Source organism: Myxococcus eversor (assembly GCF_010894455.1).
GTDB classification, from domain to species: domain Bacteria; phylum Myxococcota; class Myxococcia; order Myxococcales; family Myxococcaceae; genus Myxococcus; species Myxococcus eversor.
Window position 1 is genome coordinate 182,935 of the sequence record NZ_JAAIXY010000021.1, and the last position, 18,668, is coordinate 201,602.

At 66.5% G+C, this 18,668-nt stretch carries 16 protein-coding genes and 1 pseudogene; 11 read left to right on the plus strand and 6 right to left on the minus strand.

Going from position 1 to position 18,668, the window contains the following annotated elements:
- Positions 1–261 precede the first annotated feature (261 nt).
- On the plus strand, positions 262–1,092 hold the full coding sequence (locus tag G4D83_RS46505; protein WP_420826682.1) for an 8-oxoguanine DNA glycosylase: 831 nt from the start codon (positions 262–264) through the stop codon (positions 1,090–1,092).
- Here the strand turns inward: G4D83_RS46505 and G4D83_RS47315 are convergent.
- The 3 genes and pseudogenes from G4D83_RS47315 to G4D83_RS34920 form a co-directional block, all read right to left on the minus strand.
- Positions 1,061–1,699 (minus strand): annotated as a pseudogene (locus G4D83_RS47315) (nitroreductase family protein); the annotation flags it as partial. The gene G4D83_RS46505 and the pseudogene G4D83_RS47315 overlap by 32 nt on opposite strands.
- Positions 1,626–2,222, minus strand: a complete 597-nt coding sequence (locus tag G4D83_RS34915) for a 7-cyano-7-deazaguanine synthase (protein WP_163869209.1) — start codon at positions 2,220–2,222, stop codon at positions 1,626–1,628. The pseudogene G4D83_RS47315 and the gene G4D83_RS34915, both read right to left, overlap by 74 nt.
- Positions 2,219–3,409, minus strand: a complete 1,191-nt coding sequence (locus tag G4D83_RS34920) for a PfkB family carbohydrate kinase (protein WP_163869210.1) — start codon at positions 3,407–3,409, stop codon at positions 2,219–2,221. The genes G4D83_RS34915 and G4D83_RS34920 overlap by 4 nt, the downstream gene beginning before the upstream one ends.
- A 781-nt stretch (positions 3,410–4,190) precedes the next feature.
- On the opposite strand from G4D83_RS34920, the gene G4D83_RS34930 reads away from it, so the two are divergent.
- Entirely contained in the window at positions 4,191–6,368 is a 2,178-nt protein-coding gene (locus tag G4D83_RS34930) for an eCIS core domain-containing protein (RefSeq protein ID WP_240356971.1), read from the plus strand.
- A 27-nt stretch (positions 6,369–6,395) separates the two neighbouring features.
- Here the strand turns inward: G4D83_RS34930 and G4D83_RS34935 are convergent, their stop codons facing one another.
- Complete coding sequence (locus G4D83_RS34935) at positions 6,396–7,040, minus strand: pyridoxamine 5'-phosphate oxidase family protein (protein WP_163869212.1); 645 nt, start codon at positions 7,038–7,040, stop codon at positions 6,396–6,398.
- A gap of 164 nt (positions 7,041–7,204) precedes the next feature.
- Between G4D83_RS34935 and G4D83_RS34940 the strand changes: the two genes are divergently transcribed.
- A complete protein-coding gene (locus G4D83_RS34940) occupies positions 7,205–8,134 on the plus strand; it encodes a LysR family transcriptional regulator (protein ID WP_163869213.1) in 930 nt (309 codons plus the stop codon).
- 135 nt (positions 8,135–8,269) lie between these two features.
- On the opposite strand, the gene G4D83_RS34945 is transcribed toward G4D83_RS34940, so the two are convergent.
- Positions 8,270–9,517, minus strand: a complete 1,248-nt coding sequence (locus tag G4D83_RS34945) for a sigma 54-interacting transcriptional regulator (protein ID WP_163869214.1) — start codon at positions 9,515–9,517, stop codon at positions 8,270–8,272.
- Between the two features lie 239 nt (positions 9,518–9,756).
- Here G4D83_RS34945 and G4D83_RS34950 point away from each other — a divergent pair, with 239 nt between their 5' ends.
- From G4D83_RS34950 to G4D83_RS34955, 3 genes are all read left to right on the plus strand, one after another.
- Positions 9,757–11,646 carry an SPFH domain-containing protein gene (locus G4D83_RS34950; protein ID WP_163869215.1) on the plus strand — a complete coding sequence of 630 codons (1,890 nt, stop codon included), beginning with the start codon at positions 9,757–9,759 and terminating at the stop codon, positions 11,644–11,646.
- A gap of 10 nt (positions 11,647–11,656) precedes the next feature.
- Positions 11,657–11,782, plus strand: coding sequence for a hypothetical protein (locus tag G4D83_RS46990; RefSeq protein ID WP_255203653.1), 126 nt, complete (start codon positions 11,657–11,659; stop codon positions 11,780–11,782).
- Positions 11,783–11,847: 65 nt separating this feature from the next.
- The gene (locus G4D83_RS34955) at positions 11,848–12,651 is read left to right on the plus strand and encodes a hypothetical protein (RefSeq protein ID WP_163869216.1); all 804 of its coding nucleotides are present in this window, start codon (positions 11,848–11,850) and stop codon (positions 12,649–12,651) included.
- A gap of 10 nt (positions 12,652–12,661) precedes the next feature.
- On the opposite strand, the gene G4D83_RS34960 is transcribed toward G4D83_RS34955, so the two are convergent.
- Positions 12,662–13,804, minus strand: a complete 1,143-nt coding sequence (locus G4D83_RS34960; RefSeq protein WP_163869090.1) for a hypothetical protein — start codon at positions 13,802–13,804, stop codon at positions 12,662–12,664.
- A 327-nt stretch (positions 13,805–14,131) separates the two neighbouring features.
- Between G4D83_RS34960 and G4D83_RS34965 the strand changes: the two genes are divergently transcribed.
- From G4D83_RS34965 to G4D83_RS34985, 5 genes are all read left to right on the plus strand, one after another.
- Entirely contained in the window at positions 14,132–14,989 is an 858-nt protein-coding gene (locus G4D83_RS34965) for a PA5033 family protein (protein WP_163869217.1), read from the plus strand.
- A gap of 218 nt (positions 14,990–15,207) precedes the next feature.
- Positions 15,208–16,527 carry a leucine-rich repeat domain-containing protein gene (locus tag G4D83_RS34970; RefSeq protein ID WP_163869218.1) on the plus strand — a complete coding sequence of 440 codons (1,320 nt, stop codon included), beginning with the start codon at positions 15,208–15,210 and terminating at the stop codon, positions 16,525–16,527.
- 276 nt (positions 16,528–16,803) lie between these two features.
- Positions 16,804–17,100, plus strand: a complete 297-nt coding sequence (locus G4D83_RS34975) for a hypothetical protein (protein WP_163869219.1) — start codon at positions 16,804–16,806, stop codon at positions 17,098–17,100.
- A gap of 177 nt (positions 17,101–17,277) precedes the next feature.
- Positions 17,278–17,730, plus strand: a complete 453-nt coding sequence (locus G4D83_RS34980; protein ID WP_163869220.1) for a hypothetical protein — start codon at positions 17,278–17,280, stop codon at positions 17,728–17,730.
- 313 nt (positions 17,731–18,043) lie between these two features.
- A complete protein-coding gene (locus tag G4D83_RS34985; protein ID WP_163869221.1) occupies positions 18,044–18,631 on the plus strand; it encodes an RNA polymerase sigma factor in 588 nt (195 codons plus the stop codon).
- Positions 18,632–18,668 lie beyond the last annotated feature (37 nt).

Consider the following 18,668-nt stretch of genomic DNA (forward strand, 5'->3'; position numbering starts at 1 on the left):
CACAAGACTCTCCTTCTAGATAGACTCGCGATACACCCGTCCTACCTGAGCAGGCACCGCAGCATCATCCGGATGCTACCCCCTCGCTTGTTACTCGGACGGCGATCAGAATCCACCACGATGCGGCAAGAAGGCTTCGCGGAACGCCAAGTCCGTGGTGCACTGCCACGCCGTCGCGCTCCTTCGCCACGAGGAGGCCACCTTGGAGATGCCATGCAGGTCATGTACTCAGTCGTAGGTGGCAAGGTCCATAAGCTGCCGATGCCCCAGGCCGAGTCGCATGTGCTACCGGGAATTCAGTGGGGCGCCTTCGAGGAACTCCTGACGCCCGCGTTCTGGCACGGACAGGCATGGCAGCACGAAAAGCTCGGAAGCTATCGCGACTTGCGCCTTGGCCGGACGCTGGCAGAGGAAGTGGCGGCCTGCATGCTGGGCGGATTTGGCATGAAGGCAGAGCTCGGTCTCGCCGCGTTCGCACGGCTGCGGGACCAGGAACTCCTGGTGGGGACGCCCACCGCCGAGGCTCTTGAGATCGCACTGAGCAAGCCGTTCGTCATCCATGGCCGGACTCTTGGCTATCGCTTCCCCAAGCAGAAAGCGCGCTATTTGTCGGCGTGCCTCGCCCAGCTCGCGGCGTTGGAATTCCATGTCAGCGACACGGTGCTGCGGGACCGCTTGGCGCAACTCCCTGGCATCGGGCTGAAGACCGCATCGTGGATCGTCCGCAACTTCAGGAACTCCAGCGAGGTCGCCATCATCGACGTTCACATCCTCCGTGCGGGACGGCACATGGGCCTCTTCTCCCAGGAGCAGGAGCCGCAGCGCCACTATCGTGAGCTTGAGACGGCGTTCCTGACGTTCGCCGCCGCTATCAAGGTGCCAGCCGCGATGCTTGACGGGCTGATGTGGGACTACATGCGTCGTCTTCCGGCAAGTGTTCTGGTGTCCACCTCGACTCGAAAGCTCAAGGGGAACGTCCCATCAAGGCAACGCCCGTCGCGAGAGCATCCCCAGGCAGTCCTAGCGCCTGCGCGACCTCATGTCCGAGGATACCGAGCGGACAGAAGGCCAGCCGAAAAGCTGTCGCGGTGAGAAACAGCGTCTGCGTCAGAGCCCCCGCATCACGCCACAAGAGAGAAGCCGCCGTTTCATAAACCGCCGCGACGCGGGAGAGATGACCGATAAGGACGAGCGCGGTCCCCTGAACCTCGGGAAGAAGGTCGCCACATGCTCGAATGAAGCGCCTGAGCGCTTCCGGTTCGGCGACTGTCAGGAACTCGAGCTGGTGTGAAAATGCGTCGTAGCGCGTGATACGTGGGCTTCCTCGCCAGTCCACGAGGACGAGTTCGATGGGATGAAGCGCACCCGCCGATGGGCTGGGCCTTTGTGACCGCCTGAGGTCATCCCCTTCACGCAGGGCGCGTGGGCGCGTCGCATACGCGAGCACGTTGACGAGCTCTCGGAGCGAGGCCCGCCGCATGACTCGAATCGAGCATCGTGCCTCCAAGACAGCAGCGAAGGTCTGGGGGATAGGCGGTACTACCGGCGGACAGAGCACACGGGACCGAACGGGCCAGTCGAGCGGGTCCGGCGTTCCGGCGTTCCGCCTCGGTCGCGGATCTCTATCAATAGGGGTCAACGCCAAGCTCCGCCAGGGTCTGATAGTGTTTCTGACACCCGCGACACTGGCCACAGGCATGGATACCTACGTGGCAGGAATGTGCCCAGGCGAGGACCTCCATGGGGATGTTCGAGGTGCGGATCAGCTCGGCGGAGGTCAGCGCGATTGCGGGTGCTTCCAGTTGGAGTCCACCCTCTTGCAGTCGCAGCAGCGCGTCGAGGGTCGTGACAAAGTCCGGCCGACCATCCGCATGAAGTCCGTCGGTCCTCAGGGTTCCAATGAGCAAACGCTGGACGCCATGGGCCACGGCCTTCATGGCCGCGAGCGTGATGAGCATCTGATTCCGGAACGGCCACCACTCCGTCACAGGAGCAAGGGACAGGGGCTCGGCTCCAGCCATGTCTCCGCTGCCCAGGGCGCTGAGGTCGGCCTTCACGGTCAGGTGCTCGATTCCCATCGCCTCGGCGGCCGACGCCGCGGCACGAAACTCCGCCAATGCGGGGCGCTGGCCGTAATCCACCGTGATGGCCAGCTCCGGTCGTCGCCACCAGGCGATGGCTATCGAGTCCATGCCACCGGAGAGCAGCAGCGCCGTCTTCATGTCCGCCACGCCGTATGGTGAAGAGCCGTCACGAAGTCGTCGAAGATGCGGCAGTTGGAGCCCTGCACCATCTTCAAGTCCTCATCGGAGACAGTCTGAGCGAGCGCATAGACGGGCTTGCCAAGGGCACGCGCGTAGCCGACTTCGAACAAGGTGCCGCTGTCCGTGCCATCGAGGATTGCGAATACCGCGTCGCAGGCATCGAGCGCTGCGAGGTCAGCTGGAGCCACCTGGTCCGCCGGGCCGGCACCCACGTCGTGAATGGGAGAGAAGACCTCGAGCCCCAGTTCACGCAGGCCTCGCCGTGCCTCGTCGACCAACCAGCGCTGGCCGAGCGTGAAGAAGGGAGCCGCGAGGTAGACCTTCCCGCCAGCGGCCACGGCTTCGGGACGCAGATTCAGGAGCAGTACGGGTGGTAGCGGAACGGGGAGCGACATCGAATCGACGTAGGTGGCGACCGCGCGGGAGGCGAGCTCTGCTGCATGGACCGTGGTGGTGCCGTGAACACCCCAGTAGGCGGCAAAGATGGCCGCGAAGACATCCCCCGAGCCTACGGTCCAGACCCGGTCCGTCCGGTAGGCTGGGACGTGGGAAACGCCACTCGCCTCCACGATATATGCGCCTTTTGCTCCGGACTTGACAACCACGACCTCGGCACCGCGTTTCAACAAGGACTGCGCTGCCACGATGGGGTCGTTGCCTCCTCCCAGGGCAAGCGTCTCTCCCTGGTTCGCTACAATCGCCAGATGCTTCGCGGTACTGCCATTGGCGTCGAACGGTTCCGGACGGAAAGCGGATTGTGGGTCATAGACGCAGCGTTCGGCTGCGACCCGGGCACCGCCATCCAGCATTCCGAAGCGCAAGACGACTGACGCGGACACCGGAATGGGAGGATCGGGCGAAATCATCACCGGAGCTGGCCGGATGAGGGGCACCGACAGGCTGTGGATGTACTCGAACGAGACCACCTGTTCGGTGGGCACAGAGTCGAAGGTGAAGCCGTATTGACTGGCGTACTGAGAAAAGTGGGTAGCGACGTCCGGGCGGGCATAGGTGCGTAGGGTGATGATGTCGACGTGGCCGGAGAGCGCCGCTGCGGCACGCCCCGCCGACCCGTAGAGCTGGCTCCAGTCAGGCCAGATGCATCGCTCATAGTAGACACCACCTGCGATGGTGATGGCTGTCATTGTGGCTGCACCCTGACCTGGCACACTGCACCCCGAACGCCGAGGACCACAGCCACGTACCTGACGTTGGACTGAGTGATGCACTGGATGAGCTGCAGCAACGAGGGTGACGTGATGGCACCTGCGACCACACCTGCCGCCGTCTTTGCAACCAACCGTTGGGGAGGACCGCGCTCGAACACGACGTCGAGAACATCTCCTGCCCGGAGCCCCGAGATGACCGTGCGGTCAGGGGAGTTGAGGGTGGTCGGTTCCTGGATGTTGCATACGTCGGGGATTCCACCTCCTCCACCGCCGCCGTCTCCTTCGTCCTTGGGCCTCGTGACGGGCCTTGGTTCAGGCCGCCACGACGGGCCTCCACTGCTACCTGACATACTCTCCTCCTCGGGCATGACACGAAGCGGCTGTTCGCGGCTCAAGACCTGGACCGAGCTCGCAAGCGCCTCGCGCGCTCATATTTCTCGGGAAGATTGAGCTGCCTCAGCTGGGGAGGCCATACCACCCGAGTGGTATGTACCGAGCCCGCTTCGAGTGGGAGCCTCGCGGCGGAGGAATCTCCCCCGGCAGGTCAAGCCAGTGGGAGAGACGTCCCCGCTCCTTCTCGCGTCCCTCGTGGGCTGCCACACTGCCGGAAACCCACACAGACATCAAAATGGCGTTGAGGGAGCGGCGCTTCGCCGCGCCTCAACCCTCCGGAAGGCCTTGCTTGAAAACGTTCGCGTCGAAGGCAGTGGAGGCTCCGGAAAAGAGGCCCGGGAGTGAGCACTCCGCCAGGAGCGGCGTGAGCGACAGCCTCTCGGAACACACCGCGGCCGGACCCGCGTTGCCCCAGGGCCCGAGGGTCGCCTCGTTGATGCAACTCCAGTCCATGTACGACCGGAGTCCTCGCGTCGCCGCACAGGCGAAGCTGGCGAGCGCGCTTTCCTCCCCACCCGTGCAACGGCAGGAGAACCGCACGGGCCTGCCCGACACCCTCAAGGCCGGCATCGAGTCGCTCTCCGGAATGTCCCTGGACGATGTCCAGGTGCATTACAACTCCTCCCAGCCCGCGCAGCTCCAGGCCCTGGCCTATGCCCAGGGGAATGACATCCATCTGGCCCCGGGCCAGGAGCGCAACCTGCCTCACGAGGCGTGGCACGTCGTGCAGCAGGCGCAAGGGCGTGTCTCCCCCACAGGTCAGACGCAGGGCGCCGCCTTGAACGACGACCCCGCCCTGGAGGCGGAGGCGGACCGCATGGGCGCCCGCGCCGCCGCCAGCAGACAGGTGGAAGACGCGCAACCCGTGCAGCGAATCGCCTCGGCGGGCGACACGGTGCAGCGCTCCGTCGTCCTGGGGAGGGAGTCCACGTCCTGGTACCACCTGTTCTCGGGCTCGACGATGAAGCGACTCCTGTCGATGGACGACTTCGACGAAGTCCTGGCCCAGGTGATGGAGTTCCTCCGGGGACTGCCGGACGAGGCCACGCCGGAGGAAGGGGTCAGCCCCAAGAATGTCGCCGTGTGGAAGGGACTGAAGGAACACACCCTCAATAACGAAGGTCAGATAGCCAAGACACTCGCCCGCTGGATTGGGGCGCATACGACGGCGGTCGCCTCGACCACGGGCGTCGACGAGCGGGCCGAGTGGAAGGAGTTCGAGAACGTCGAGGAGCTGGCGCTCGCCCTGGCGCACGAAACGCATCCCCAATACCAGAAGAACATGGCGTACGAAGGCCAGTTGGCCGACGTCGTCAACAACGACGACTGGGTCAGGGCTCAGCTCGAGTCCCTCCGGGAGAAGGTCGACCAGTTCATGGGAGTGGAGACCTCGTACTTCCGACAGCTCGTCGAACCCCTGGAGCGTCGCCTGGTCGGCAGCTACTCCTGGCAGAAGACCGTCACCAGCCTCTTCAGCGTGTTCAAGGACACCGACAAACGCGAGCCGCCCGGGGCCATCTCCGAGAACAAGCAGGTCATCACCGCGCAAATCACCTTCCTGCATGACTTGATGGAGCGGTGGAGCTCCTCGGGTGCCGGGTCCATGGCGGCGAAGGTCCACGAGACGTTCGGCGTCGCTCCGGTGCTGCCGGACGCGCCCGACAAGGCCTTCGAAACCACCATGCTCGACGAGGACCGCTCCGAGTTCACCCAGGACCGACCTCCCAGCGTCCGGCACCATCGCGCCACCAAGCTGGTGGACCAGGAGGAACGCGACGAAGTCCTGCTCGACCTCACCATCCAACGAGCCATCCGCGCGGCCGAGAAGTCGCTGGCGGCGCTCGACAAGATAGGTCGCCTGCGGGAGGAGGTGAAGGCGGCTTCGACTCTCGAGGAGAGAGAGACCCTGGAGCTGGAGATCGCCGAACTGGAGAGCAGAATCGAGGCCCGCAAGGCCAGGCTCGCGTTCGAGGGCCTCGGCCAGCTCAGCTTCAACGACAACCAGACTCCACAGCAGACGGTGGAGGCGCGCGCGGAAGAGGGACAGAAGCTGCCGCCCTACGGGATGATCGCCAGCTATCTCAAGACGCAGCAGCAGGAGCGCGCCAAGGACAAGCTCAAGCGTGTCACCGTCGGGGCCATCGACAAGTCGTCGAAGGCCAAGGGGCGGAGAAACGTCGGCACCCGGCTGGAGAACAACCCGGACACGCTGCTCGCGCGGCTCATGTCGGCGCCCATCACCGCCGGGCGCTCGATGACCACGGCGCGGATGCTCCAACTCGTCGAGAAGGTGGGAGGCTCCGACGAGGAGAAGACGGCGGTGGCCTACGCGCTGTTCGCCTATTGGGCGCGCACGTACAACCAGGGCCTGACGCCGGTCCACACCTTCCACGAGACACTGGACGTGGCGCGGAACTTCGGCGTTCCCTACAAAGCGTTCCACTACCCGACCTCAGAGGACGGAACGCTCGACCTGATGATGCCGGACAGGTTCGTCCCCATGTCCGAGGTGGCGAGAGACTCCGTCGCTGACGAGGAGTGAGACACCCAGGGTGACCTTCACGAGTTTTCACGGCGTCTTCGCTGACAGCGCGCGCTTGCTCGCACTGCCACCCGCTTGTTCGCGAAGCAATGCGTTCTCGCGCTCCAGGGACTTGAGCCGCTCCATCAAGGGATTCACCATCTCGCGCACCTCGTCCTCCGTGAAGCGTGGGGTGATGTGCTGAGGGCAGTTCCAGTCCAGCCCCTCGACATGCAGCACGAAGATGCGTTCGGCCGGTGCGTCCCCCGCGACGCGTGAGAAGAGCTCCGGGTCATCGGTGCGCGTCACCGTCGTGGCGCGCGCCAGGACCTTGAGTCGCGCACGGTTGGGATAGTCGACGAAGATGAGCGCGACACGCTCGTCGCTCGCGACGTTGCCGACGCTGATGTACTGCCGGTTGCCTCGCAGGTCGGCGAAGGCGAGGGTTCGCTCGTCGAGGACGTGCACGAACCCCTTGGGCCCACCGCGATGCTGGATGTAGGGCCAGCCCGATTCACCGATGCTGGCCATGTAGAAGCTGTCGCGCTCGCCGAGGAAACCCACCTCGTCCTCGCCGAGAGTGTCGGGGGTGCTCGGGCCGTGTTCGAGGCGCGCGTATGAGCGACGACTCCCCATCTTCTCCTGGGCGGCCTTCACCATGGGAGTGAAGGCGATTTCCGAAAAGCCGCGCATCGTTCTCCTCCTTTCGTGTTCAGCGTGCGTGGTGGTGGACGACGGGGAAGTCGATGTCCGTCCCCGCGATGCATGTCGTCGCCACACCCAGGAACATGTCGCCCAGAGGCGCCGATGAGAATGCCCGGTCAGCGCAATCCATTTTTGCGTATCCTGAAAGAATCATGGACCGCCTGGATTCGCTCCGCGCCTTCATCGTCGCCGTCGACCACGGCAGCCTGTCCGCCGCCGCGCGAGCGCTCTCCCGCTCTCCTGCCTCTGTCACCCGCGCCATCGCCTCGGTGGAGCAGCGCCTCGGGACGACGCTCCTGCGGCGCACGACACGTTCGCTCCGGCTGACAGAGGCGGGCGAGCGCTACCTCGTCGTCGCGCGCCGCGTGCTGGCCGACCTCGACGACGCGGAGAAGTCCGCGGGCGCGGCGGCGGCCCAGCCGCAGGGGTTGCTCACCGTGACGGCGCCCACCTCGTTCGGCTCGCTCCACGTGCGCCCGCTCGTGGACGAATACCTCGCCGCGAACCCGCGGGTGCGCGCGCGACTGCTCCTGCTCGACCGTGTCGTCAGCGTGGTCGAAGAGGGCATCGACGTCGCCGTACGCATCGGCCATCTCGCCGACTCCGCCCTCATGGCGACGACCGTGGGGAGCGTGCGCCGCGTCGTCGTCGCGAGCCCCGCGTATCTCGCTCGGCACGGGCGACCGACCTCGGCGGCGGCGCTCGCGGAGCACCGCTGCGTCGTCTGCACCGCCGTCACGCCCAACGACACGTGGACGTTCGGCGCGCGTCGGGAGGGGGAGCGTGCGAAGCAGGTGCGCGTGACGCCGGTGCTGAGCGTCAACCTCCCGGAGGCCGCGATTGGTGCCACGAAGAACGGCGTCGGGGTGACGTGCGTCGTCTCGTACCAGGTCGCCGAGTCCGTCCGCTCCGGCGCGCTCGTGGTGCTCCTCGCCGAGCTCGAGCCGCCCCCGGTGCCGGTGCACCTCGTCTACCCCGCCACGAGCGCGCGCACGGCGAAGGTCCGCGCATTCGTGGAGCTGGCGACGCCTCGCCTTCGAGCGACGCTGGCCGAGAAAACAGGGCGTCCCCGCGCCAGATAGCAGCGCGAGCGGACGGGTGACGTGCGCGTCCCGGTCCAGGCTTGAGCCGCCCCAGGGAACACCGAGGAAGCGGCAGGCACGGTGTCCACCATGGCGGATGTGCCTCCCCCGGGGCTCGTCACCCGCCCCTGGGGCTCACTTGCCGCCGCGAGCTGTCACGCCGAGCCGTTTCATCATCGTGCGCACCGTGCCGCCAGGGTCCTTCGCCGTGCCTCGGCCGACCTCACCCAGCAGGCGCGCGGCCTCCGCGGCATTGCCGCTGGCGCGCCGCAACGCGGCCTTGAGGGCGATTCGCTCCAGTCGCTCGATTTCGGCGCGCAGGTTCATCGTCCCCAGCGTCACCCGGCGCTCGACTTCGTGCTCGGACACCAGCACGGAGCTGCTCGCGCGCTCGCGCTGCCACAGCCGTCGCGGCAGGTCCGATACGAGCAACTCGTCGCCGACGCGCTTGGCCACCAGCGCGCCGTAGATGACATTGCGCAGCTCGCGGATGTTGCCGGGCCACGGATAGGCGCGCAGCACGTCGAGCGTCTCGGGCGTCGCGCTTCGGACGCGGGGACTGTCCGGCGCGGGCTCCTCGACGGCGTAGTAGCGCTCCATCCAATGCAGCACCAGCGGCGCCACGTCCTCCTGCCGCTCGCGCAAGGGGGGCAGGTGAATCTGCACCGTGGCGAGGCGCTCGTAGAGGTCCTCGCCGAACAGCCCGCGCTCGATGAGTTGCTTCAAGTCCCGGTTGGTCGCCGCGAGGATGCGGAAGTCCACCTTGCGCCACGCGTTCTCACCCAGTCGCGAGATGACCCGGTCCTCCAGCACGCGCAGCAGCTTCGACTGGAGCGCATGCGGCGTGTCGTCAATCTCGTCCAGCAGCACCGTGCCACCCTCGGCCGCGGACACCAGTCCGTCATACCCATGCACAGCGCCGGAGAAGGCGCCCTTCGCGTAGCCGAAGAGCTCGCCCTCCATGAGCTCATTGGGGATGGCCGCGCAGTTGATGGGCACGAACGTGCGCGAGCGCCGCTCGGACCATTCGTGGATGAGCCGCGCCGCGACCTCCTTGCCCGTTCCCGTCTCTCCAGTGAGCAGCACCGGCATCGAGGTGCGAGCGGCCTGGGCGAGCTGCGCGAGCAGCGCCTTCGCCGCCGCGCTGTGCGCGATGAGCGTCCCCGGCACGTTCGGCGCCGGAGCCTCGATGAGGCTCTCCTCCAGCCGCCGCACCAGCCGCGCCTCCCAGTCGCTCGCGCCCTTCCAGAACACGTCCATGGCCCCCTGCTCCACCGCGAGCCGGAGCGCATCGACAGGAACGGGCGTTTCACACAGCCACAACCACCGCCCCGTCTTCGGCGCGCTCGCGAGCCGTGGCTGCGCGGAGCACACCACCGTCACCCGGGGCTCGGCTCCTCCCAGTCGCCAGCCCGCATCATTCAAATGCTGGAGCAGGGCTCGTCCTGGAGCAGGACCTTTCCAGTGAAAGTTACGCATTCCACGATTCAAACATGGAAACAGCATGATTTGAATCAGGCGCCAGCCGAGCAGTTCCAGGAGTTCCGGCCACTTGGCCCTGGCAGGGGGCATGCACTGAGGGGGGCCACCCGCGCTTCCGCGGGCCGCAAGAGAAGGGCCTCATGGAATACAACGTGGTTCTGGTCGGGGTCGCGCTGCTGCTGGGTATCGGGCTGGTGCTCGTGCTCAGTGGCTTGCAGGTGATCGGCGAGAACGAGTCGGGGTTGGTCATCAAGAAGTACGGCGCGCCGCTGCCGCCCGGACGGCTGGTGGCGCTGGAGGGCGAGGCCGGCTACCAGGCGGAGCTGCTCCCGCCGGGGTGGCACTTCGGCTACCCGTTCTGGCGCTTCAAGGTGACGCACGTCCCGGTGGTCATGGTGCGGCAGGGACACATCGCGCTCGTCGTCGCGAACGGCGGCGCGCCGATTCCGGCCGGGAACATCCTCGGGCGCGAGGTGGACTGCGACGCCTTCCAGGACGCGCGCGCGTTCCTCGACGAGGGCGGGCAGAAGGGCCGCCAGCTCGCCTTCCTCACCGCGGGCACCTATCGCATCAACCCCGCGCTGTTCACCGTCATCACCCCGGAGAACGCGGAGGCGTTCGACATGTCCACGGAGGACCTGGAGGTCTTCAACATGGGCCCGGACAAGGTGGGCATCGTGACGACGTTGGACGGTCGCCCCATTCCTTCGGGGGACCTGGCGGGTTCGCCGGTGGAAGGGCATGACTCGTTCCAGAGCGCGCAGCGCTTCCTGGACGAGGGAGGCTGCCGAGGCCTGCAAGAGCAGGTGCTGCTGTCGGGCTCGTGGAACCTCAACCCGTGGTTCGTACGGGTGGAACAGTCTCCGATGACAGAGGTCCCCATCGGCTACGTGGGCGTCGTGGTCAGCTACGTGGGCCGCGAGCACCTGGACGTGTCGGGCGACGAATTCACCCATGGAGACCTCGTCGAGCGTGGGCGCAAGGGCGTGTGGATTGAACCGTTGCTGCCGGGCAAGCATCCGCTCAACACGCGGGTGATGAAGGTGGAGCTGGTGCCCACGACGAACATCGTCCTCAACTGGGCCCAGCGGACCGAGCAGCACAAGTACGACGAGAAGCTCAGCCCCATCACCGTGCGTTCACGGGATGGTTTCAGCTTCACGCTCGACGTGTCGCAGATCATCCACATCAGCATGAAGCAGGCGCCGCGCGTGATTTCCCGCGTGGGCTCCATGCAGAACCTCGTGGACCACGTACTGCAGCCCACGGTGGCCAACTACTTCCGCAACTCCGCGCAGCAGGTGTCGGTGCTGGAGTTCCTGTCCGCGCGCACGGACCGCCAGCGAGAAGCGTATGAGGCCATCCGTGGCGCGCTGGGTGCGTATGACGTCGAGTGCATCGACACGCTCATCGGCGACATCCAGCCGCCGGCGGAGCTGATGAAGACGCAGACGGACCGGAAGATCGCCGAGGAACTCCAGCGCACGTACGAGGTGCAGCGCGAGGCGCAAGTCCGTCGCCGCGAGCTGGAGCGCGCGACGTCGGTGGCGAACATGCAGGGCGAGGTGGTGCGCAGCGAGCAGATGGTCGCCATCAGCGAGAAGGGCGCGCTCGCGGTGGAGGAGACGGCCAAGGGCGAGGCCGCCCGCACGCGGCTGCAAGCGGAGGCGGAGGCGCACGGCATGAGGCAGCGTGCGGAGGCAGAGGCGGCGGCGAAGCGACTGCACGGCGGCGCCGAGGCCGAGGCAACGCGGCTCATCGGCGAGGCGAAGGCGGAGGCGTATCGGACCGGCGTGACGGCGCTCGGTGCCCAGGCCTTCACCGCGGTGCAACTGGCCACGGTGCTCGCGCAGCACGGGGTCAAGCTCGTCCCTGAAATCGCGCTGGGGCAGGAGGGGGCGGGAGGGCAAGGGCTGCTGGGTGCGCTGATGGCGCGGGTGCTCCAGAACGGGGCCATGCCGCAGGCGCCGCAGCGTCCTTCGAAGCCGCAGCAGAGCAACGGCGTGGAGCACGGCCAGAAGCAGGCGTGAAGTCCGTGGGGTGAAGGCCGTGCACCCGCTGAAGGCGCTCGCGTTGGCCGAGGTGCACGGCTCGGTGACCCAGTACGGGCCGTGCACCCGAGGAAGGACGCGGGTGCGCGACCTGGAGTTGTGTCAGCCGGTGTGAAGGCCACACACCCAGGGAAGCGCGGTGAACAGGCCGTATTTTCGTGTCGGCGGAAGGTGTCGAGCTTGGGAGGTCCGTTGGTCGAAGCGGCGAGACAGGAACTCTTGCAGGCGCTCCGGGCGCTCCCGCGTGGCGCCGGTCCCGCGGCGTTGCGCGGCCTCGCCACGCGCCTCGAAGCCGTGGTCGATGTGGAGGCAGAGGTCGACCCGCGCATCGCGGACGAGCTCATCCGGGTCCTGGGGCCGGTGATGGGCGAGGACACGCCGATCACCGTCGTGGATGCAGCGGCATTCGCGACCGGGGGCGATGCGAGGGTCCTCGTCGCCATGTTGCCCAGACTTCGCGATGCCCTCGTGGAGCTTCGTACGCTGAGGGTGGGACTCACCCTGGAGTCCGTGGGCGCATTGTCGCGAGCACAGACATTGCTCCAGCGGGCGCCCGCCACGGAGACGCGTCTCGCGCTCGCGCGGACCGTGGAGGACGTGCGCGCGAAGCTCGCGAGCGAGCTCTCCCGGCTTCATGCGCCTGTTCCCATTACGCCAGCCGAGGCGCTTCCCATCGCGCGGTGGGTGCTGGGAGAGGGACCGCCGCCCCCGGGCGCGGCGGTGCTGGAGCTGGCGCGGCGTCTGGATGACTTCTGTCATCTCTCGCCTTTGGCGCCCCTGGACCTCAAGGCACTCCGGGCGCTCGCACGGAAGGCGGATGCGGAGCGCGAGGCACCCGGATGGTCTCGGCTGCTGGAGCGACTGCGCACGGTCAGGCCGCGACTCATGCCTCGAAGAGCACTGCCCCCGCTCTATCGGTCCCTGGCTGGAGCCCAGGAGGAGACCACCCAGGGACCGTTGTCGCTCGAGGCGCTGTTGAGATGAATCGGGGAGTCTAGGGGACCGGGTGCGTTGGAGTGGGGCCCGGGTTGGCCATGCCATGGCACGCATGGCAGCTCTGATTGGGACTCCCGGCGTCGGCAGGTCCCGCGTCACGAGGACCGGCATCCGGAGGCCCCGCGTCAGGCGGGCCGGCATCCGGAGGCCCCGCGTCAGGCGGAGCGCACGGGTCGTCGCCCCCACCGCCGTCGGGATTCGGGCGCGGCCGTGGATTCCAGGGGAACGGCTGCGTCTGGTTGGGGCCCGAGTTGGCATTGGTGTGACAGGCACGGCAGCCCTGATTGGGACTCACCCCTGGCTTGACGGGCTCCGGGTCCCCTCCGAGGTAGTTGCTGACGTCCGCGATGTCGGGCGGCACCTCCGCCAGGAGGTTCCCGTTCTTGTCGATGGCCAGTCCCATCACCAGCGGAGGCGACTGTCCGGGCACCACGGGTCCGAAGAGGAAGAGCTCGGTGGCGCAGTTCCCAGTGCTCGTCTTGTCGTAGCTGAAGAGCGTGAAGTACGTCACGGTCTGCCCGTTCTGAACCGACTGGATGAAGAATCCAAAGGTCGCCCGCGAGCTCCCCTCGTTCAGCACTCCGGAGTCCTCCGTGAACTCGATGAACCCGGGACGGTCCTTGAGCTTGGAGGGGTCCGCGTCGCAAGAGTTCGGAGCCATGCCCGCGGCGGCGGCGATGGTGGCATAGACACCCAGGGGATTGTTGACCCCGGTGAAGGTGCCGGGCGTGTCACAGCCGGCCTGGGTGATGGGCGCAATCTGAATCCCCGTCGCGCCGCCCAGCCCCATGAAGTTGTTGAACGCGGTGTTGGCGTTGACCTCGCAGGTGGTGCAGCAATGCGGGAGCCCGTTGTAGCGGACCTGAGACGCCTGCTTCACCTTGCAATCCTTGCCGCTGATGGAGAACGAGTTCCCCACGGGAGTCGTGCAGGCACCGAGCTCGGCGAAGTGCGCCCCCGCGCCGCAGATGTCCTGCGCCGCCGAGATTTGATTCGGAGGCAGGTACAGGGGGTTGGTGAGCTCGGGAGGTGCGACGTAGCCACTGGCGCCCCCTCCATCCGTGCTCAGCGATTCCTCCAGCCCCAGCTCCTCGTGGGCCTCCCCCAGCCCTCGCGGGCTTTCACATCCCGGGAGGGACACACCTGCCGCCAACGTCACCATGAGCCCGACCAAGAATGCCCGCTTCGAGTCTGTTCTTCGCATCGTGTCCTCCGGGAGCACGAAAGAGACAGAGACGAAGTAAAACATGAAAACAGCGCAATTCTTAAACAAGCGATATCGCCAACCCATGGCCGAACGCGTTACAGGGTTGGCGCGGTGCATTGGCCGCGCCGCGCCTCCGACTTCCGCCCTCAAGTAGGGACCACCGCGATTGGAAACCGGCCAGGTCATTTACACGCCCAGTTCGAATTGGGGATATTTCCTGGTAGTCCTGCCTGCAAATACTATCAGGACCGCGAGGCGCACATGTCCCGGAAGAGTGCATCGGTTTCAGGCAGTTCCTTCGTCCAGGCGACGCTCCTGCTGTTCACCCTGAGCGCAAGCCCCGTGTATGCGGCGGGCACCTTCATGGGAGCGTGGGACCTGAACGGAGATGGCACGCTGGAGTCCGTCTACAACAACCTGAGCTACATCGAGGTTCAGCAGACGAATGGCGCCAATCGCACCTACCCCATCTCGACGGGCGCCTGGACGTTCCTTCAGGCGACGGACATGGATGGCACGGCGGGCGCGGAGCTGGCCTTCAACGCGGGAAACCTCATCCGGGTCATCACCCACCGGACCGCGGCGACGCGCGACTACCCCATCTCCGGGGGTGCCTGGGCTCCCATCGGATTCAGCAACATGGACGGAGCGGCAGGGCAGGAGCTGGCCGTCAACGCGGGGAGCTTCGTCCGGGTCATCACCCACCGGACCGCGGCGACGCGCGACTACGCCATCTCCGGGGGCGCGTGGACGCCGCTTGGCTTTCATGACCTGACCGGTGATGGGGCGACCGAGCTGCCCATCAACACGGGCGGCGCCATCCGAATCATCGAGCACAAGGCTGCAGCGACCCGTGACTATGCCATCTCCAGCGGCACCTGGGCGTTGATGGGAGTCGCCGACACGAACGGACAGCCGGGCGCCGAGTTGATCATCAACAACGTCTCCACGGTGAAGATTGTCCGGGACGCCAGCCGCTCCACGCGGGACTACCCCGTCGCCGGATTCTGGACCCTGCAGCTGATCGCCAACATCGACGGACTCGCCGGGGACGAAGTCGTGCTCAGCACTGGCTCCACCACCAAGACCATCTACGATGCCCAGGGAGTCATCCGCTAGTCATCCCATGGCGCATCCGGCGGGCGCCCCTCCAGGGCAGGAGCAATCTTGCATCAGGAGACGTTCCGGGAGGCCGGTCAGGTCGAACATGGGGCGCTGCCAGGCCCCATGGGAAGGTTGGACCCGCGTGCCACGGGGTCGTGCGGAGTTGAAGGCCGCCGTTGTCCATGACCTGATGCTCCGCACGGTCAATCATCTCGGCGGGGAGCATCTGGACGATGGCGGCGAAGCAGGGAGCGGTGAAGAACTGGGGGCGTGAGGTTTCCGCGCGGGATGCCTGGTCCCGCGTGGAGTCGGCGGCGACGCCCGCGTGGAGAAAGACGCTGTCCTCCTGGTGGAAGGGCATCACCGCCAAGGGTGTCCTGTTCCACGAAGGGGACCTGAAGGCGGACTCGCTCGTCGTCGGCCCCCGGCCGCTCGTCGTCTCCGGAAGCGTCAGGCTGAAGGGACTTCTCGAGGACGGACACTCGGCCGACCACACGCTTCTTGTCGTGCTGGGAGACCTGGAGGTGGAGAACGTGGCGACGGTCTCCGCCATGTTCATCGCGGGGGATGTCCGGATTCGAGGCGTCCTTGTTGGAGACTCATCGGGCGATGACGTCTTCTGTGTCGGCGGCGGGTTGAAGGCGCGGGCGCTCATCGAGGAGCATCACCACATCCAGGTGGCGGGCGCGCTCGATGTGGACGTGCTCGTGGGGAGCAAACTCACCGCCTCGAACAAACCTCGCCAGCGGCTGGAGCCGCATGAGGCGCTGCTGCGAGGAGCCTATACGGTCGAGGAAGAGGACGAGGATGGCGTCATCGATTCGACGCTGGACCGAAAAGGTCTTCGCGAGAAGCTGCGGGCGGGAAAGCCCGTGCTGGCGGACACGCGGCTCGGCCCGGTGGAGAAGGCGATTACCGCGGCGAGGGAGAAGATTGAGGCGGGGGCGAAAGCGCCTCGGCTCGGGCTCGGGCTCAAGAAGCTGAAGGCCATTCCGGACGAGGTCTTCTCCCTCACGGGACTGGAGGGCCTCACGCTGGACTCCAATCCCATCGAGGCGATTTCACCGCGCATCGGTGAGCTGCGCGCGCTGCGCTCCCTCAGTCTGGAGCGCGTGCCGGTGACCTCCCTGCCCGTGGAGCTGTGCCGGCTCCCCGCGCTCAAGACACTGAGCCTGCGGTACTGCGACAGGCTCGCCCAGCTCCCGGAGTCGTTCGGCGAGTTGGAGTCCTTGGAGGAGCTGTACCTCGATGCCACGGCGCTGCAGGGCTTTCCCGAGGTGCTGACGCGACTGCCGAAGCTCAAGAAGCTCTGGTGGTGGCGCTTCTTCAAGATGAGTCCGGCGAAGCAGCAAGCGCTGGTGAACGGGATGGGCCGGCTCCCCAAGTTGACGCATTCCGGATTCCTGCAAGGCGAGCTGACCAGGCTGCCCGCGAACCTCGCTCCGCTCGCACGCCTCAAGCAGTTCAAGCTGGGCCTGGATGCGATTCCCGCACCGGAGGTGAAGCGCCTCGAAAAGGCCCTGCCCAAAGGTCGGCTGCACGTGGGCTACTGAGCCCATCGCCGGATGCTGGACCCCGCAGCCGCTCGCCGTGAGGTCGCCTTCATCGGGGTACAACCCGCTCCCGAACGCTGTCGCTTGGGAAGGAGCGGGTGGACACGCACTGGCGATGTGTGTGAATCATTGGCGTCGCCCCGGCACTATCAACAGAGGAGAGGTCCATGACGAGGAACGTGAAGCGTTCCCGCGGCGGAGCGCATCTACGTCTTCAACCAGACCTACGCCAACCTCTACCTGGGCCTCGGGTCCATCACGGGTAGCTTTGGCGGCATGCTCACGCCCTATCCCCCCGTCCCCCATTTCACCTTTGGCGGATTCCAGATCAACTCCGCCGCTCCCTTCCCGGGGTCGCCGGCGATCCACCAGTACTACTGGACGGTCGACCCGTTCAATCCGGCCAACGCGAAGACCTGCCTCTGGCAGATAGAGGTCAGCGACGTCGGCGGAAGCTGCTCGGCGCAGGTCCGCTTCTCCACCTTCGGCGGAGCCATCTGCACCATCGACACGACCTACTCCTACATCGAGCCGACCACGTGCGAGGCGCTGATCGTCACTGACATGCAGTGAGCCGCCCCCCCGTACGAGCCAGGCACCAGCCGCGCCAACATGAAACCACCGAGGGCCTGGAGTTCGACCTGGGCCTGGCGTGTTGCGCATTGGCGCTCAGTCGACACGTACGTAGAGGGAGGTGGCGGCTCTCAACCGCTCCATGGCTTGGGCATCGAGCTTTCGCTGGCAGCTCAGATGAAGGCCCCGGTCACTGAACCGCACCGCCGCGCGAAGGACCGTCACGAGCGATTCGACGCGCCGCTCACTCACCAGCGTCGCAAGGAAGTCGAGAAGGGCGCGATGGTCAACACCGTGGAGGCGCTCGCCACCAAGGCGGCCCTCTCTCCGGATGAGGCCGCCGAGAAGATTGTCACCGTCCACAATCAGCTGATGGAGCTCTACCTGAGGCGGCGTGACAGCATCAGGCCAGTGGCCTCTCGCGAGTTGGCACACTCCATCGACAACATCGGGCTCTGCGTGCGGTCCAATCTGGACTGGAGTCTCACCACGCTGCGCTTCCGTGCCTTCGGCGACAAGGCCTCCTTCACGTCCCAGCTCCACCGGGTCGACGCCCGGACCGAGCAGGCCGGGCCGGCGCAAGGCACGGGACTCTGGTGGTGGGAATTGCCTGGCGTCGACGCACGCTGAACACGAAGGCGGACATGCGTCCGTGTCCTTCGCGCGTGCAATGACAGGCCGGGCTCCCGGCGGGGCGAGACCTCCCTTCCCGCTCTCCCGGCGCTTGTGTCGTCCGGGCAAGGCCACCTTGCCTCACCGCGACTGACGGCTCCCCACCCCGGGATATCAAGCAAGGAACGAAGACTCCGGCACCTCCGCGTTCGCCCTTGGGCGGACATGCGTCGCAGGACGCCACCGCGCCAGTCCTTTCACATGGGCCACCCGACCCGAGGGGAAACCCTTACGTGTCTGGCATCCGTCCATCGTGTCCGGGGGGAAAGACATGGCCATCCAGCGCAAGGGCTCACAGCCCTCCACCCGGACCGTGGCCAGCGGAGTGCCACCCGACCTCCTGGCGCTGTACCAGCGCCACGGCGCCACCATCTACCGTCGGGCCTTCTTCCTCCTGCGCGACGCGGACGAGGCGCGCGACGTGGCACAGGACGTCTTCGTCGCGCTCGTCTCACGACAGGAGCGGCTGGCTGCCTCTCCACGCGAGACGCCATCCCTGCTGTACGAAGTGACGACGTGTCTGGCCATTGACCGGCTGCGCCGACGATTCCGGCGGGCACGCCATGGCCCATCCCATCTCCTGTCCCCTGCTCCCGACCCGGACATGGAGCCCTCGCATTCCGGCAACCTGGCGCGCGTCGAGGCGGCCAGGGACCTCGCCATGCTCACCCGTGGCGAGTCACCCCGGACCATGACGGTCGCCATCCTCCACTTCGTGGAGGGACGCAGCCACACGGAAGTGGGCAAGGAGTTGTCACTGTCACCCAAGACGGTGAGAAGCCTGCTCAAGCGCTTCGTGAATCGCGCCCGCAAGCGCGGCACCCGTCTCGACTGTATTTCTCCGCGCGGGCCCAAATAGCAGCCGCCTGAAATGAAATGTCCCTCTTTGAGTGCGT

Excerpts from the sequence above, each read along its gene's own strand:
- G4D83_RS46505 (WP_420826682.1), top strand. The coding sequence starts at position 262 with ATGCCCCAGGCCGAGTCGCATGTGCTACCGGGAATTCAGTGGGGCGCC.
- G4D83_RS34980 (WP_163869220.1), top strand. The coding sequence starts at position 17,278 with ATGAAGGCCCCGGTCACTGAACCGCACCGCCGCGCGAAGGACCGTCAC.
- G4D83_RS34985 (WP_163869221.1), top strand. The coding sequence starts at position 18,044 with ATGGCCATCCAGCGCAAGGGCTCACAGCCCTCCACCCGGACCGTGGCC.
- G4D83_RS34970 (WP_163869218.1), top strand. The coding sequence starts at position 15,208 with ATGGCGGCGAAGCAGGGAGCGGTGAAGAACTGGGGGCGTGAGGTTTCC.
- G4D83_RS34940 (WP_163869213.1), top strand. The coding sequence starts at position 7,205 with ATGGACCGCCTGGATTCGCTCCGCGCCTTCATCGTCGCCGTCGACCAC.
- G4D83_RS34915 (WP_163869209.1), bottom strand. The coding sequence starts at position 2,222 with ATGAAGACGGCGCTGCTGCTCTCCGGTGGCATGGACTCGATAGCCATC.
- G4D83_RS34950 (WP_163869215.1), top strand. The coding sequence starts at position 9,757 with ATGGAATACAACGTGGTTCTGGTCGGGGTCGCGCTGCTGCTGGGTATC.
- G4D83_RS34920 (WP_163869210.1), bottom strand. The coding sequence starts at position 3,409 with ATGACAGCCATCACCATCGCAGGTGGTGTCTACTATGAGCGATGCATC.
- G4D83_RS34965 (WP_163869217.1), top strand. The coding sequence starts at position 14,132 with ATGTCCCGGAAGAGTGCATCGGTTTCAGGCAGTTCCTTCGTCCAGGCG.
- G4D83_RS34975 (WP_163869219.1), top strand. The coding sequence starts at position 16,804 with ATGCTCACGCCCTATCCCCCCGTCCCCCATTTCACCTTTGGCGGATTC.
- G4D83_RS34935 (WP_163869212.1), bottom strand. The coding sequence starts at position 7,040 with ATGCGCGGCTTTTCGGAAATCGCCTTCACTCCCATGGTGAAGGCCGCC.